At 71.3% G+C, this 14,878-nt stretch carries 13 protein-coding genes and 1 tRNA gene; 7 read left to right on the top strand and 7 right to left on the bottom strand.

The window, feature by feature from the left end:
- Positions 1-103: 103 nt before the first annotated feature.
- Entirely contained in the window at positions 104-949 is an 846-nt protein-coding gene (locus P2Q00_RS38680) for a hypothetical protein (protein ID WP_275778982.1), read from the bottom strand.
- A gap of 236 nt (positions 950-1,185) precedes the next feature.
- Here P2Q00_RS38680 and P2Q00_RS38675 point away from each other — a divergent pair, with 236 nt between their 5' ends.
- The 3 genes from P2Q00_RS38675 to P2Q00_RS38665 all read left to right on the top strand — a co-directional run bounded on the left by P2Q00_RS38675 (position 1,186) and on the right by P2Q00_RS38665 (position 3,517).
- A complete protein-coding gene (locus P2Q00_RS38675; RefSeq protein ID WP_275778980.1) occupies positions 1,186-1,632 on the top strand; it encodes an ATP-binding protein in 447 nt (148 codons plus the stop codon).
- A 100-nt stretch (positions 1,633-1,732) separates the two neighbouring features.
- Positions 1,733-2,674: an intradiol ring-cleavage dioxygenase gene (locus tag P2Q00_RS38670; protein ID WP_275778978.1), complete on the top strand. Its 942-nt coding sequence runs from the start codon at positions 1,733-1,735 to the stop codon at positions 2,672-2,674.
- Between the two features lie 9 nt (positions 2,675-2,683).
- Positions 2,684-3,517 (top strand): triphosphoribosyl-dephospho-CoA synthase, encoded by an 834-nt coding sequence (locus tag P2Q00_RS38665; protein ID WP_275778977.1) that lies wholly within the window; start codon positions 2,684-2,686, stop codon positions 3,515-3,517.
- 19 nt (positions 3,518-3,536) lie between these two features.
- Here P2Q00_RS38665 and pdxR read toward each other — a convergent pair whose 3' ends face one another.
- The 3 genes from pdxR to P2Q00_RS38650 all read right to left on the bottom strand — a co-directional run bounded on the left by pdxR (position 3,537) and on the right by P2Q00_RS38650 (position 8,101).
- Positions 3,537-4,904, bottom strand: a complete 1,368-nt coding sequence (pdxR, locus tag P2Q00_RS38660) for a MocR-like pyridoxine biosynthesis transcription factor PdxR (protein WP_275778976.1) — start codon at positions 4,902-4,904, stop codon at positions 3,537-3,539.
- 130 nt (positions 4,905-5,034) lie between these two features.
- Entirely contained in the window at positions 5,035-6,498 is a 1,464-nt protein-coding gene (locus tag P2Q00_RS38655; RefSeq protein WP_275778974.1) for an aminopeptidase P family protein, read from the bottom strand.
- 91 nt (positions 6,499-6,589) lie between these two features.
- Entirely contained in the window at positions 6,590-8,101 is a 1,512-nt protein-coding gene (locus P2Q00_RS38650) for a PP2C family protein-serine/threonine phosphatase (protein WP_275779275.1), read from the bottom strand.
- Positions 8,102-8,597: 496 nt separating this feature from the next.
- On the opposite strand from P2Q00_RS38650, the gene P2Q00_RS38645 reads away from it, so the two are divergent.
- Together P2Q00_RS38645 and P2Q00_RS38640 are read left to right on the top strand one after the other, a co-directional pair.
- A complete protein-coding gene (locus tag P2Q00_RS38645) occupies positions 8,598-9,263 on the top strand; it encodes a bifunctional DNA primase/polymerase (protein ID WP_275778972.1) in 666 nt (221 codons plus the stop codon).
- Positions 9,264-9,318: 55 nt separating this feature from the next.
- A complete protein-coding gene (locus P2Q00_RS38640; RefSeq protein WP_275778970.1) occupies positions 9,319-9,900 on the top strand; it encodes a hypothetical protein in 582 nt (193 codons plus the stop codon).
- Positions 9,901-10,144: 244 nt separating this feature from the next.
- Here P2Q00_RS38640 and P2Q00_RS38635 read toward each other — a convergent pair whose 3' ends face one another.
- The 3 genes from P2Q00_RS38635 to P2Q00_RS38625 form a co-directional block, all read right to left on the bottom strand.
- The gene (locus P2Q00_RS38635) at positions 10,145-11,110 is read right to left on the bottom strand and encodes a DUF5926 family protein (RefSeq protein WP_275778968.1); all 966 of its coding nucleotides are present in this window, start codon (positions 11,108-11,110) and stop codon (positions 10,145-10,147) included.
- Positions 11,111-11,268: 158 nt separating this feature from the next.
- Positions 11,269-11,916: an ATP-binding protein gene (locus P2Q00_RS38630; RefSeq protein ID WP_275778966.1), complete on the bottom strand. Its 648-nt coding sequence runs from the start codon at positions 11,914-11,916 to the stop codon at positions 11,269-11,271.
- Positions 11,917-12,096: 180 nt separating this feature from the next.
- Entirely contained in the window at positions 12,097-12,924 is an 828-nt protein-coding gene (locus P2Q00_RS38625; RefSeq protein WP_275778964.1) for a glycerophosphodiester phosphodiesterase, read from the bottom strand.
- Positions 12,925-13,182: 258 nt separating this feature from the next.
- Between P2Q00_RS38625 and P2Q00_RS38620 the strand changes: the two genes are divergently transcribed.
- A complete protein-coding gene (locus P2Q00_RS38620) occupies positions 13,183-14,607 on the top strand; it encodes a S1C family serine protease (RefSeq protein ID WP_275778963.1) in 1,425 nt (474 codons plus the stop codon).
- Positions 14,608-14,689: 82 nt separating this feature from the next.
- A tRNA-Ser gene (locus tag P2Q00_RS38615) sits at positions 14,690-14,774 on the top strand.
- The last annotated feature ends 104 nt before the right edge of the window (positions 14,775-14,878 follow it).

Here is a 14,878-nt window from a genome sequence, read left to right as displayed (position 1 = left end):
ACTTCGAGTGAGGTTCCGGTGAGAGGTGAGAGGCGCGCAAGCACGCGCGCGTGCCGCACGACGGCGGCCTTCTCCCGGAAAGCGGAGTGGCGGTCGCGTCGCGTCAGGCGGCGAGGACGAGCGCGGCGGCCGGCGGGCCGCGCCTGATCACCGAGTGCTGGAGTGCGGTGGTACGGGGCTTCGGCGGCGCGAGCAGTGCGGTGCGCGGCGGTCGCGGACCCGCCTCGGGCGCGGCCGGGAGCCCGGCACGCAGGGCGCGCACCAGCGCGAACGCCGCGCGCAGGGACCGTATGAATGCGCCGTCGGCCATGGAGTGGGCCGAGAGTTCCATGAGCCGCAGCAGGGCCAGGTCACCGCGGCGCAGCAGCCAGCCGGCGGCGATCGCAGCGAGGACGTGGCCGAGCAGCATCGGCAGGGACGGCAGCAGCGACGCCGAGGAACCGGCGGTGGACAGGGCGTCGGCCGGATGGTGCATGGAGCGCATGTCCATGCCCATGGCCGTGTCCGGGGAGAGCCCGGCGCCCGCGAGGAGCCTGCGGGCATGTGCGGGGCTGATCGCCGCAGCGGTGGTCCCGCACACGAGCCGCGCCGCCCGCTCCACCAGTGAGGCGTCGGACGCCGAATGCATCGGGGACATGGGGGACATATGGGCCATCGCGGCCGAAGACGCCGTGTGCTGCCCCAGCCCGAACAGCGTGTGCAGCACCGTCTGTCCGCCCGCGAGCAGCGCCACGATCCCGGGCAGCGAACGCACACGCCCGGCGAGCGGTGCCGCGACCAGGACGACGCCCAGGAATCCCGCGCCCAGCGTCCACAGCGGAACCGTGGCGCAGGAGGCGAGGATGTGACCGCCCGCGGCCAGCATGACGCAGACCGCGGCGAACACCGCGGCCCGCAGTATCCGGAGATCGTTTCCGGAGCGCGCCGTGCGCTGGTGGGGGGCAGTCATGGCGGGCTCATCATCGCACCGGCCGCACGGCCGCCATACGGCAGGTCCGCAAGGTTCCGTACGCCCCGGAAGGTCACTCTCTGATACGACCCGCCCGATGCGGTCCGTCCCACATACACCGATTCCATTCCGGACGCATCGCCCATATGGGCGGCATCACGTCAACTCCGTGCTTACACAGGGGTGCGCGCGGCAATAAGAAACGGTATGTCGAGCCGCGGCCTGGAGGCTGGAGCATGAGCATCTGGTGGTCACTCCACTTGCGGCGTGAAGCTGCGAGCGTTCCGCTCGCCCGACGGCTGCTGCTCGGCACGATGGAGACGGCGGGCGTCGACCCCGACGTCTCGTACGACCTCTCCGTCGCCCTCAGCGAGGCCTGTGCGAACGCCGTCGAGCACGGCGGTGGCACGGTGCACGGCGCGTCCTCGGAGGCGTACCGGGTCACCGCCTACCTCGACGGCGAGAAGTGCCGTATCGAAGTCACCGACTCCGGCCCGGGTTTCGCCTTCTCCCCGGCCCCCCGCCCGGCCCGCGCGGACGCCGAGCACGGCCGGGGCCTGGGGCTGATCCGGGAGCTCGCCGACCACGTCCACATCGGGAACAAGCCGGGGCGGGCGGGGACCGTGGTGAGCTTCGACAAGATCCTCAAGTGGCGGGACGATTCACCGCTGATGGCGGTGTGACGGCGTCCACGCCCCCCCGGTTTCAGCTTCCTCAGTATTCACAGCTGTTTCTTATCGATGCCCTACGTCCCTGAAGGGCGCCGTCCATACGTTCGCCGCCATGACGGGAAACCACAGAGACACTTCGATCACCCGGCGCCGTGCCATCGCGGTCACCGGCGGCACGGTCGCGGCCGGCGGGCTCGCCGTCGCGGGCTACCAGTCGGCCTTCGCCGACACCACCACCGAAGCGGACGCCACCGCCACCGCCTCGGCCAGCTCGACCAGCAGTGAGTGCATGACGCTGATGACCAGCGTCACCGAGGGCCCCTACTACCTCGACGGCGCGCTGGTCCGCAAGGACATCACCGAGGGCAAGGCCGGCGTCCCGCTGACCCTGCGGCTGACCGTCGTCGACGCCACCGACGGCTGTACGCCGGTCAAGGGCGCCGCGGTCGAGATCTGGCACTGCGACGCCTGGGGCTACTACTCCGGCTACACCACCGCCAATCCGGGCGGCTCGGCCCCCGCGGAGAGCGAGGAGGGCGACTCCGCGAACGACAACACCTACCTGCGCGGCTACCAGGTCGCGAACGCCAACGGGGTCGTCAAGTTCGAGACGATCTTCCCCGGTTGGTACACCCCGCGCACCTGCCACATCCATGTGAAGGTGCACACGGGCGGCGAGAAGGAGGACGGCACGTACGAGGGCGGCAAGGTCAACTACACCGGCCAGCTCTTCTTCGACGACACCATCGCCGAGGAGATCTTCACCCTCGACCCGTACTCCAAGCACACCGGCAGCTACACCACTCTTGCCAACGACATGGTGTACGACGGCGGCGGCGCCTCCAGTGGTCTGCTGACCCTCGAGGCCGTGCACAAGAAGGACCCGTCCAAGGGCTACAAGGGCTTCCTCACGCTCGGCATCGACCCCGACGCGGAGAACACCGGCGCGGGCAGCGGCGGCGGTGGCACCCCGCCGAGCGGCGCCCCGACGGGCACCCCGCCGAGCGACGCCCCGACCGACTCGGCCAGCCCCTCGGCCTCGGCCTCTTCCTGAGGTACGGCGATGAGCAGCCGCGAGGACGAGACGCTGGCGCAGGCCGCCGTGACCGCGCTGACCGGGCAGTTGGCCCTGGCTCCCAAGCCGGGCCTGCCCGACCCGCGCGACCTCGGCGCCCGCGCCCTGTGCCGGGACCACGGTTCCCTGCGCTGGTCGGCCAAGGCGCTGGCGCCCGGCCTCGCGGCGATGGCCGCCGCCGCCCGCCGCACCGGCGAGCCCACCCCTGGGCTCCGTGCGGAACTGGGCGCGATCGGCCGGTCCACGGAACACTCGGTAGGCCTGGCCGGCGGTGGCCACAAGGGCGCCCTGTGGGCGCTCGGCTTCCTGGTCGCGGCGGCCGCGCTCGACGCGCGAGCCGGGGCCCAGGACGTGGCCTTCGCCGCGAAGAAGCTCGCCGCCTTCAACGACAAGGGCGCCCCGCGCCGTCCCTCCCGCGGCTCGTCGATCTCCGCGAAGTACGGCGCCGCGGGTGCCCGTGGCGAGGCCCGCGCCGGATTCCCGCACGTCCGGCGGGCGTTCGAGGCCCTCACCCGGTCCCGCGCGTCCGGCGCCACACAGGCCCAGGCACGCCTCGACGCCCTCCTCACCGTGATGTCCACCCTGCAGGACACGGAACTGCTGTACACGGCGGGCCCGTTGGGCCTGCGGCATGTGCAGGCGGGCGCCCGCGGAGTCCTGGAGGCGGGCGGTACGGCGACGGAGGCGGGCCGCGAAGCCCTGTCCGCCCTCGACGCCGACCTGCACGCGCGCGCGTGGAGCCCACGGGGGAGCGCGGGCCTACTGGCGGGCGCCCTGTTCCTGGATTCGCTGCCGGTCGGCACCCACACACGGCTCGCGTGACCCGGGGGCCGACTCGGGCTCAGGCCCCCTCCAGCACCTTCCCCAACACCTCCAGTGCCTCCGGATACGCCCGCTCCCGAGGCGTCCCGTACCCGACGACGAGTCCCTGCGGCCGCCCCGCGCCGGGCGTGTGCCAGTGGTCTGCCAGGTGCCCGACGGCGAGCCCCTCCGCCTCGGCCCGCTTCAGCGCCACTTCCTCGTCGGGGACCTCCACGAGCGCGTGCAGCCCGGCAGCGATCCCGCGCACGTCGTGCCGCCCGGCGAGCCGGTCCAGGAGCTGGTCCCTGCGTCTGCGGTAGCGCAGCCGGCACGCGCGCACGTGCCGGTCGTACGCATGGCTGTCGATGAGCTCGGCGAGCGCCAACTGGCCGATGGACTCGGTGTGGTGATCGCTGTGCAGCTTGGCGTCGGCGACCGCGTCGACCAGGTGCGGCGGCAGCACCATCCAGCCGAGCCGCAGCGCGGGTCCGAGCGTCTTCGAGGCGGTGCCCAGGTAGACGACCTGCCCGGGCGCCATCCCCTGGAGCGCGCCGACGGGCTGCCGGTCGTAACGGAACTCCCCGTCGTAGTCGTCCTCGACGATCAGCCCGCCACGCGCGCGTGCCCAGTCCGTGAGCGCCCGCCGCCGCTCCGGGTGCAGCGTCACACCGGTCGGGTACTGATGGGCCGGAGTGACGACAACAGCCTTGAGGTCCCCCAACTCCTGTGCGCACACCCCCCGTTCGTCCACCCGCACCGGCACCACACTTCCCCCGTTGCGCCGCACCACTTCCCGGTGGAACGGCAGCCCCGGGTCCTCCATGGCGATCGCGGCACCGTCCAGCACGCGCGTGAGCAGCGCCAGCCCCTGCACATACCCCGAGGTGATCACGATCCGCTCGGGCGGCGCGATGACCCCGCGGGCCCGCCCCAAGTACCCCGACAGCGCGGTCCGCAGCTCGATACGGCCGCGCGGATCCCCGTAGTCGTACGCCAGCAGCGGCGCCGTCGCGATGGCCCGCCGCAGCGCCCGCAGCCAGGCCGCCGCCGGAAACGCCCCGACATCGGGACTGCCGGGCCGCAGATCGAAACGCGGCGTACGCGCGCGTGCGGCCGCCTCCGGCGCATCGGCGTCGAGGGAGGGCAGCGAGGCGACCTGGGTGCCCGACCCCTGCCGAGCGGTCAGATACCCCTCGGCGACCAACTGGTCGTAAGCAGCCTTCGCGGTCCCCCGCGAGACACCGAGTTCGGTGGCGAGCCGCCGGGTCGCAGGCAACCGAGTCCCGGGTGCCAGCCGCCCGTCCCGCACGGCATCCCGCAGCGCCCGCTCAAGCCCGACCCGCCGTCCTTCGCCGTCATCGGTCTCCAGATGCAGATCGACGCCGACACCGGCCAAGAACTCGTTCACGTATCAACCCCCGTGTGCTGAAGCGCCCCTTTTCAGGGGCGCGGGGAACTGCGCGACCAGCCCCCACGTACCCGCAGACCGCAGACAAATGGCCGGGCACCACCCGCGTACCCGGCCATCAAGCTAATCGTCAGCCCTTCAGCGAAGCCATCCAGCTCTCGACCTCGTCGGACCGCCTGGGCAACCCGTCACTGAGGTTCCGGTGGCCATCCTCCGTCACCAGGATGTCGTCCTCGATCCGGACCCCGATCCCCCGGTACTCCTCCGGCACCGTCAGGTCATCGGCCTGGAAGTACAGCCCCGGCTCGACGGTGAGGCACATCCCCGGCTCCAGCGTGCCGTCGACATACGACTCCACGCGCGCGGCAGCGCAGTCGTGCACGTCCAGGCCGAGCATGTGCCCGGTCCCGTGCAGCGTCCAGCGCCGCTGCAGCCCCAGCTCCAGCACCCGCTCCACCGGCCCCTCGACGAGCCCCCACTCGACGAGCCGCTCGGTCAGCACGCGCTGCGCGGCGTCATGGAAGTCCCGGTACTTGCCGCCCGGCTTCACCGCCGCGATACCGGCCTCCTGGGCGTCGTACACGGCGTCGTAGATCTTCTTCTGGATCTCGCTGAAGCGGCCGCTGATGGGCAGCGTGCGCGTGACGTCGGCGGTGTAGTACGTGTGCGTCTCGACGCCCGCGTCAAGCAGCAGCAGGTCACCGGAGCGCACCGGCCCGTCATTGCGCACCCAGTGCAGCGTGCAGGCGTGCGGCCCGGCCGCGGCGATCGTGCCGTAGCCGACGTCATTGCCCTCCACGCGCGCGCGGAGGAAGAACGTGCCCTCGATGTACCGCTCGGAGGTCGCCTCGGCCTTGTCCAGGACGCGTACGACGTCCTCGAAGCCACGCACCGTCGAGTCGACGGCCTTCTGCAGCTCGCCGATCTCGAACTCGTCCTTGACCAGGCGCGCCTCGGAGAGGAAGACCCGCAGCTCCTCGTCGCGCTCGGCGGTGACCTTGTCGGTCAGCGCGGCCTCGATCCCGGCGTCGTACCCGCGCACGACCCGCACCGGACCGGTGGCCTCGCGCAGCGCATCCGCGAGCTCGCGGACGTCGGAGGCGGGGATGCCGTGCAGCTTCTCGGCCTCGGTGAGCGAGTGCCGGCGGCCGACCCACAACTCGCCCTGGCCGGAGAGCCAGAACTCGCCGTTCTCCCGGTCGGAGCGCGGCAGGAGGTAGATCGTCTCCTTGTGACCGTCCGCGGTCGGCTCCAGGACCAGGACGCCGTCCTCTGTCTGGTTGCCGGTGAGGTACGCGTACTCGACGGATGCGCGGAACGCGTACTCCGTGTCGTTCGAGCGGGTCTTCAGGTTGCCCGCCGGGATCACCAGACGCTCGCCCGGGAAACGCGCCGACAGCGCGGAGCGCCGCGCCGCGGTCTCGGCGGCCTGGGCGATCGGCTCCAGGTCGCGCAGCTCCGTGTCCGCCCAGCCGGACTTCATGTTCTCGGCCAGCTCGTCGGACACGCCCGGGTACAGGCCGTTCTTCCGCTGCTTGATCGGCTCTTCGCTCTCTTCCGGGGTCTCCGGGGTGAGCTCGTCTGCCACGGTCATCCTCCTCGATACGGCACTGGACCCCCTCCATCGTACGGTCGTACGGAAGGGGGCCCAGGGGCGGAAGACCTGTTACGGCCGTGACGGGCGGCTACTCGAAGCGGGCCGCCAGCAGCACCACGTCCTCTTCGCTGTCCGCCGCGTCCAGCCCGTCCGGAAGCACCGCCCGCAGCACATGGTCGGCGATGGCGTCGGGGTCGTGCCGCAGCGCCCTGGGCACACCGGCCGCAGCCGCGTGCAGCCGGGCGAAGGCGCGGTCGGTGGGGTCGCCGGTGCGGTGCAGCAGACCGTCGGTGTAGAGCAGCACCGTCTCGCCGCGCTCCGCCTGCAGCTCGACGCTCGGCGCCTCCCAGCAGGCGAGCATCCCGAGCGGCGCGGACACGGACGTCTCCACGAACTCCGTGCGCCGCTCCCCGACCAGCAGCGGCGGGCAGTGCCCGGCACCGGCCAGCGTGATCTTGCGCAGGGAGGGCTCGCAGTAGGCGAACAGAGCGGTGGCGGAGCGGGCGGGCTCGGTCAGCCGCAGCAGCAGCTCCAGATCGGACAGGACCGCCACCGGGTCCTCGCCCTCCATCACGGCGTACGCGCGCAGAGAGGCCCGCAGGCGCCCCATCGCGGCGACCGCGCTCGGCCCGGAGCCCGTCACCGAGCCGACCGCGAGCCCCAGCGCTGCGTCGGGCAGCGGCAGTGCGTCGAACCAGTCGCCGCCGCCGCGCGGGCCGGTGCGGTGGCGGGCGGCGAGCTGCACGCCGGCCACCCGGGGGAGCCGGGACGGCAGCAGCTCCTCGGCCATCGTCGTCATGCACGCGCGCGTGCGTTCCACCTCCACCAGCCGGGCCAGGTGCTCGCCGGCGTAGCGGGCGTAGAGCCCGACGAGGTGGCGCTGCCGCTCGACCGGTTCGGCGGGCTCGTCGTACAGCCAGACGGCGGCGCCGAGCCGGCCCGCCCGCTCGCCGGCCAGGGGGAGGGCGTAGCAGGCGGCATAGCCGAGCCGGGCGGCCACTTCGCGGTGCCGGGGGTCGAGCCCGTCCTCGGCGAAGAGGTCCGGCTCGGCGATCTCGCCGTCCGCGCCCGGCAGTCCGTCGAGGATGCGGCCGTACGACATGGCGCTGCGCGGCACGGTCTCGATGTGCCCGAGGTCGGCGTGGGCGAGGCCGAGGCCGATCGTCGTGTCCGGTCCGAGCCCGTCGCCCGGTTCCAGTACGACGAGACCGCGCCGGGCGCCCACGAGGGCGGCTCCGGCGCGCAGCAGTTCCGTCAGGGCGTCCGCAAGTGAGTCCGTGCGGGTCAGGCGTTCGGTGAGTTCATGGAGGGTCGTGAGGTCCGAGACCCAGCCGGCCAGCCGGTCCGTGAGGACAGCGCCGGGCGGGTTCGGCACAGGGACCGCAGAGGTGCCCGAGGCGGCGGGCGCGGGCGCGACAGTGTGTGCGGGCGACGGAACCGTTGAATCGATTCCGGCCACTTTCGGAGGGTGAGGGGCGTTCATGGCGTCCGGCTTCCCGACCGGTGCGTATTGCTCAAAAGCATCGCAAACCCCCATGTCATTCTGCGCCGCTAGCGGTGCCTCCACATGTACACGCACTCGTGAGGGGATGTCCAGCATTGTCCTGCTGGGATTCCTGGTGTCCATGGGCAGCCAGTGATCCCCTTGTCTAAAAGCAAATTTGGCTTAAAACTGACTCGGGTAACGGGGTATTGCGGTCGACTGGGCTTGCTCGACGGAGCGTCACAGCGGTCGTGATGGGTACGTACTCGGAGAAGGCCAGGGGTGGTCGACCGCCACCCGGAACCTGGTGACCGACTCCGGGCGTCTTAGCCACCGACGACCGAGCCCCATCCTCCCGTGGCGGAGGCGAAGAGAAATACGCGGGACAGCAAAACGCCAGACTTCGCCACCCCCACGCCACGCCCATGCTTTTGATGGATGCAGCATGGACGAGGCTGCCGCGGATGCAGTCAACGTTCGGCCCATAGGGGTTCCCCTTGCCCAGGGCAGGGGTGTGATGCGCCAACAGGTACGCACAGTGAAGTGATCGACACATGGTGTGATGTGGCCCCCACGGTGTTGCCAGCGGTGCAACGGAAAGGAACGAGCGCTCATGCGCGAGATCCTCGGAAGGCGACGCAGGCTCCTGTCCAAGCGCAGCGACGGAAGGCCTGAGTTGATCAGCGCGGCCCTGACCTTCGCGACGGAATGGCAGTGGCCCGTACTCCCGGGTGTGGCGGCGGACCCGCAGGCGCGTTCCCGCTGCGGCTGCCCCGACGCGGACTGCACAGTGCCCGGTGCGCATCCCTTCGACCCCGGCCTCCTCGCGGCCACCACCGACGCCCGCATGGTGCGCTGGTGGTGGGGCAACCGGCCCACCGCGCCGATCATCCTGGCCACCGGTGGCCAGGCCCCCTGCGCGGTGAGCCTGCCGGCCCTCGCCGCCTCGCACGCCCTGACCGCACTCGACCGCATGGGCATGCGCCTGGGTCCGGTCGTCGCCTCGCCGAGCCGCTGGGCGATCCTCGTGAAGCCGTACACCATGGAGCAGTTGGGCGAGCTGCTCTACGCCAAGGACTTCGTCCCTGGCTCCCTCCGCTTCCACGGCGAGGGCGGCTATGTGGCCCTGCCCCCGTCCGAGACCGGCGAGGGCGAGATCCGCTGGGAGCGCGCACCGCTGCCCGGCTCCGCCTCCCCCTGGGTCCCCGACGTCGAGGCCGTGGTGGACGCCGCGGTCGAGGCCCTCACTCGTACGGGTGTGAGCGCCCCCGAGTTGTAGGGGTGTCCGGCGCGCGCGGGACGGCACGCGCGCGCGTGCTCGTTATCTTCCGCACATGCTGCATCATTCTGGGGAGCATCCCCCAGACCCCCGAATCCGTCTGCTCGCCTTGGCGGGCGTAGTGGTGTGCGCGATCGCGTTGCCGCTGGCCGTGGCATCTGCGGGACCGGTGGGCGACGACGGCCGCACCGTCGTGCGCGCCCCTGCCCGCCACGCCGTACGCGCCTCCCCCCGTGCCGAGGACGCCAAGGCACCCTCCGCCACCCCCCTGCTGCTCGGCCTCGGCCTTGCCACCGCCGCCCGCTGCGGCCCCGAACTCACCTCCCCCGACGGCGTCGAGGCACAGACCTGTGTGCTCACGCAGGGCGAGGACACCTGGGCGCGCACCTACTACCGCAATGTGACCGGCAAGGCCCTGGACTCCGCACTGAGCCTCATGGGGCCCGGCGGCCGCACCGTGCAGCTGAGCTGCGTCGTGGGCGCCGACGACGAGCCGGGGATGTGCGAGACGCCCCGGCAGCACACCCGGGGCGCACTGGACGGCTACACGGCGGTCGCGGAGTTCGCGGGACAGGCCGGGCGCGGTCCGCTGCTGCTGCGCTCCGGAAGCAACTCCGGGACCTCCACCGGCAGTTGACACGCGGCGGCATTCCGTAAAGGAAACGCAGGCATGAAAAGACCCGGTTGCTGGCGACGGGGGATGCACCAGCAACCGGGCTACTCGAACGGTAACAAGAGATCCGCGGTTCGCAAATTCGATCCGGGCTTTCCAGTCACGTATTTGCTTGTTCCTAGCGGGACTTGTGAGCGGAGTCACCGATTCCGAAGGATCGGGTTCCGCTGACCGGTCGGTCAGCCGAACCCGATCTCGTCACTCTTTGTCAACTGAGCGTGACCTGGCGGTTGGTGAGGCCGCCGCGCGCGCGGCGCTCGTCGGCGGTCAGCGGTGCGTCCGAAGCGAGGGCCGCGGCGAGACGTTCGGCGAACTCGGCCGCCGGCTTCTCGATGTCGTCGGCGCCTACCCCGCTGGGCAGGTCCCAGACCGGGACGGTGAGCCCGTGAGCGCGGAAGGAACCCACGAGACGGGTGCCTTCACCGAGGTTCGACCGGCCCGCCGCGTGCAGCCGCGCCAGGGCGTCCAGAAGCTGCTCCTCCGGGTGCGGCATGACCCAGCGCAGGTGGTTCTTGTCCGGCGTCTCGCACCAGTACGCGGCGTCCACGCCGGTGAGCTTCGCCGTCGGGATGGCCGCGGCGTTGGCCCGCTCCAGGGAGGCGGCCACGTCCGGCGTGGCGTTCTCGGAGTCCGGAACCCAGAACTCGAAGCCGCTGTGCACAACTGGCTCGAACACGCCTTCGGGATCGAGCAGATCCTGCAGCCGCGGGCCGTCGGCCGGGGCGCGACGCCCCTCGACCGGCGTGCCCGGCTCGGCGGTCAGCGCGCGCTGGAGGGTGTCGGCGAGGTCGCGGCTGATGTCGCCGGACGCCGTGTCGTTCTGCAGACCCAGCAGCACCGAGCCGTCGTCGCGGCGCAGGGCCGGCCAGGCCATCGGCAGCACCGTCGCCAGCGTGAGGGACGGGACGCCGTCGGGCAGGCCGCCCTTCAGGGGCAGTTCGACCGTGGCCGCCGGCACCAGCTCGCGCAGCGCCACCCAGTCGCACTCGCCCGGAAGTCCCTCGAAGGGACGGTGCACCAGCTCGGTCACGGCGTGTGCGGCGGCCCGTCCGTGACAGGCCTTGTAGCGGCGGCCGCTGCCACAGGGACAGGGCTCGCGGGCGCCGACGACCGGGACCTCCCCATCCGTGATCTGCGGGCGCTTGGCCTTCGTCTGGGGTCGCTTCTTGGCCATCGTGGGTGTCTCCCGGTTACGGCTCGTCTGGTACGGCGGGAGCCTAGCCGTTCACGCCACGACCCACGGAAGTCTGTGGACCGTTCAGTCGAGGCCGTGTCAGCAGAGGTCGTGTCAGCCGAGGCCGTCCCGGCCCGGACCGTGCCGGTCGAGTCGCCTCAGCCGAGATCGTCGAACGGGTCCGTGAAGCCCAGGCCCGGCATCGCCGGAATCCTCGACACCGTCGGCGTAGTGACGCGCGTAGCGAAGTCGTCGCGACGGAGCCCGGCATCCGGGTCATGGACGTCCTCGTGCACGACGACCCACACCGTGACCTCGCCGCGGGCGTCGTCCCGTACGCCCCAGTCGTCGGCCAGCGCGGTGATGATGTTCAGCCCGCGGCCGCCGTGCGCGGTGACCGAGGGCGTGGCCGGAGCCGGGCGGGTGGGCCCGCCGCCGTCCGTCACCTCCACCGTGAGCCGACCGCTCAGGTCCACGCGCCATGCGGCCCGGACGTCGCCGTCCCCGGCCAGGGCGTCGCCCAGTGGCCGGCCGTGCTTGCACGCATTGCTCAACAGTTCGGAAAGAATCAGTACGGCATCGTCGATCACCGCATCCGACACACCGCCCGAGCGCAGTTGCTCGCGCATACGGTGTCTCGCCTCCCCCACGCCCGCAGGGCCATGGGGAACGGCCATGCTCGACGACGTGGGCACCTCCTGTGCCACCACCAACGCCACCCCCGAGACCTCCTTTGCCCCACGCCACGAAGTGGATGCCCCATTGGCCTGTACCGGAAACCGGCCAATCCACGTTCGGTGACGCATTCGCAACGATCGAATACGGAGCGAATGCGCCGGGGCACTCCCTGTAGCCGAGTGGCTGGATTTCGACTGTGGCCGAGTCTGGAGGATGGTGCCGGAGTGGTGGATGGGTCAAGGGTTCTTCACAGGTCTTTACCAGTGAAGAAGCGGTGACGAACAGTGACGAACGGGGAAAGGTGCCGCTCAGCGGCCGAGCTGGCGCAGCACCGCGCGCGGGCGATTGGTGATGATGGCGTCGATGCCCAGGTCGACGCAGAGATCCACGTCCTGGGGCTCGTTCACCGTCCACACATGCACCTGGTGGCCGGCCGCCTTCAGGCGCTCGATGTAGCCGGGGTGGTTGCGCACGATCCGGATCGAAGGGCCCGCGATCCGGACACCCGCCGGCAGCCGTCCGTCACGCAGCCGGGGTGAGACGAACTGCAGCAGATAGACCGTCGGCAGGGTCGGCGAGGCGGCACGCACGCGATGCAGCGACCGCGCCGAGAAGCTCATCACGCGAACAGGCGACTCGGCGGCTGAGGCCGGGGCATCCAGCCCGAACCGCTTCAGCAGCACCAGCAGCCGCTCCTCCACCTGCCCCGCCCACCGCGTCGGGTGCTTGGTCTCGATCGCCAGCTCCACCCGCCGCCCCGCGTCCGCGACCAGCTCCAGCAGCCGTTCCAGGGTCAGTACGGAGGTGTCCTCCCGGTCCTCGGGCCGGAACTCCCAGTCGGGCTCCTCGTCGCGCGTACGCCAGAACTCGCGCGTCTTGCGCGAGCCGAAGTCCAGGGCGGCGAGCTCGGCGAGCTCCAGCGCCGAGACCGCACCCCGGCCGTTGGACGTACGGTTGACGCGACGGTCGTGGACGCAGACGAGATGGCCGTCCGCCGTCAGGCGTACATCGCACTCGAGGGCGTCCGCACCGTCCTCGATCGCCTTCTTGTAGGCGGCCAGGGTGTGCTCGGGGGCCTCTTCGGAGGCTCCGCGGTGGGCGACGACTTGAATCCGGTGCCGGCGTGCATGGGTCACCGCGTCATGGTGCCACCGCGGCGGGGTAGTCGTGCGATCGGAGGAGCATAGATTGCGGCCCTTTTGCCTGTCATGGCCCTATATAAAGAATGGCCCCGGACCCACAGGCACCGCTTATGGTGCCCTGACGGCTCATGGGAAAAGCTGACGGCATACAAAAGAACATGCACAGCTGCATCGCGCCGGACCGTCGACCAACGTGAACGAGCGTGACCGAGTGCGACCGAGAACAACAGCCGTGGACCGAGGAGAGAAGCTGTGAGCACCGAGAACGAGGGCACCGCGGTACCCCCGGCCCCGTCCGCACCCCCCGTGCCGGTGGACACTCCCACTCCCTCGGCACCCGCCGCCCCTGAGGGGAGCGCCCCGACGGCCTCGCTCCCGCCCGTACCTCCGAGCGCCCCCGGCGCGCAGGAGCACCCGCAGGAGCAGCAGCCGGCGCACGCCGGGTCGGCGCCGGACGCCTCCTGGCCGCCCCCGGCCATCCCCTCCTACGCCGCCGGCGGCGCCGGCGGCGCGGGCACCGGCTGGGGCTCCTCGTACCAGGAGCAGCCCGCACCGAAGTCCGGCCGCGGCGGTCTCGTGGCCGCGATCCTGGTGGCCGCGCTGGTCGCCGGCGGCCTGGGCGGCGGCCTCGGCTACACCCTGGCCAAGAACAACGACGACAACACCGGCTCCACGACGGTCTCCGCCTCCACCAACGGCGGTGACGTCAAGCGCGCCGCGGGCACCGTCGCGGGCGTGGCCGCCAGGGCGCTGCCCAGCACCGTCACCATCGAGGCGGAGTCCACCAGCGGCGAGGGCGGCACCGGCACGGGCTTCGTCTTCGACACCCAGGGCCACATCGTCACCAACAACCACGTCGTCGCGGACGCGGTCGACGGTGGCAAGCTCACGGCGACCTTCCCGAACGGCAAGAAGTACAACGCCGAGGTCGTCGGCCACGCGCAGGGCTACGACGTGGCGGTCATCAAGCTCAAGAACGCCCCGTCGAACCTCAACCCCCTGACCCTGGGCGACTCCGACAAGGTGGCCGTCGGCGACTCGACGATCGCCATCGGCGCCCCCTTCGGCCTGTCCAACACGGTCACCACGGGCATCATCAGCGCGAAGGACCGCCCGGTGGCCTCCAGCGACGGCACCGGCAGCAACGCGTCGTACATGAGTGCCCTGCAGACCGACGCCTCGATAAACCCGGGCAACTCCGGCGGCCCGCTGCTCGACGCGTCGGGCAACGTCATAGGCATCAACTCCGCGATCCAGTCCACCGGCAGTGGCGGCCTCGGCGGCAGCAGCCAGTCCGGCTCGATCGGCCTGGGCTTCGCCATCCCGATCAACCAGGCCAAGTACGTCGCCCAGCAGCTGATCAAGACCGGCAAGCCGGTCTACGCGAAGATCGGCGCCTCCGTCTCCCTGGAGGACTCCACGGGCGGCGCGAAGATCACCGAGCAGGGCGCCAGCGGCTCCGCCGCGGTCGAGTCCGGCGGCCCCGCCGACAAGGCAGGCCTCAAGCCCGGCGACGTGATCACCAAGCTCGACGACCACGTCATCGACTCCGGCCCCACCCTGATCGGCGAGATCTGGACGCACAAGCCCGGCGACAAGGTCACGATCACCTACGAACGCGACGGCAAGTCCCACACGGTCCAGCTCACCCTGGGCTCCCGCCAGGGCGACAGCTGATCCTGCAGTTCTGACCACGGCCCGCACGAAACACGTGGTGCCGGTACGCTGTACCCGCTCCGCCCCAGGTGGGCGGTAGCGGGGTGGGTTGCCCGAGCGGCCTAAGGGAACGGTCTTGAAAACCGTCGTGGCGCGAGTCACCGTGGGTTCAAATCCCACACCCACCGCGGGTTGTTGAGCCGTGGGGCCGGAACCGCCGCCATCGAGTTCGCACCGGCTGGCGCGGCCGCGAAGAAGCCGGTTTCCTGCGACGGGACGACGGTCCTGGAAC

Source organism: Streptomyces coacervatus, from assembly GCF_029223485.1.
Classification (GTDB): Bacteria; Actinomycetota; Actinomycetes; order Streptomycetales; family Streptomycetaceae; genus Streptomyces; species Streptomyces coacervatus.
Note: the sequence above shows the minus strand (reverse complement) of the source record. Positions and strands in the feature narration are given on the sequence as shown.

What these genes read in the sequence shown, in the direction of transcription:
- P2Q00_RS38680 (WP_275778982.1), bottom strand. Translation starts at nt 949, where the DNA reads ATGACTGCCCCCCACCAGCGCACGGCGCGCTCCGGAAACGATCTCCGG.
- P2Q00_RS38675 (WP_275778980.1), top strand. Translation starts at nt 1,186, where the DNA reads ATGAGCATCTGGTGGTCACTCCACTTGCGGCGTGAAGCTGCGAGCGTT.
- P2Q00_RS38670 (WP_275778978.1), top strand. Translation starts at nt 1,733, where the DNA reads ATGACGGGAAACCACAGAGACACTTCGATCACCCGGCGCCGTGCCATC.
- P2Q00_RS38665 (WP_275778977.1), top strand. Translation starts at nt 2,684, where the DNA reads ATGAGCAGCCGCGAGGACGAGACGCTGGCGCAGGCCGCCGTGACCGCG.
- P2Q00_RS38655 (WP_275778974.1), bottom strand. Translation starts at nt 6,498, where the DNA reads ATGACCGTGGCAGACGAGCTCACCCCGGAGACCCCGGAAGAGAGCGAA.
- P2Q00_RS38650 (WP_275779275.1), bottom strand. Translation starts at nt 8,101, where the DNA reads ATGCTGGACATCCCCTCACGAGTGCGTGTACATGTGGAGGCACCGCTA.
- P2Q00_RS38645 (WP_275778972.1), top strand. Translation starts at nt 8,598, where the DNA reads ATGCGCGAGATCCTCGGAAGGCGACGCAGGCTCCTGTCCAAGCGCAGC.
- P2Q00_RS38640 (WP_275778970.1), top strand. Translation starts at nt 9,319, where the DNA reads ATGCTGCATCATTCTGGGGAGCATCCCCCAGACCCCCGAATCCGTCTG.
- P2Q00_RS38635 (WP_275778968.1), bottom strand. Translation starts at nt 11,110, where the DNA reads ATGGCCAAGAAGCGACCCCAGACGAAGGCCAAGCGCCCGCAGATCACG.
- P2Q00_RS38630 (WP_275778966.1), bottom strand. Translation starts at nt 11,916, where the DNA reads ATGCGTCACCGAACGTGGATTGGCCGGTTTCCGGTACAGGCCAATGGG.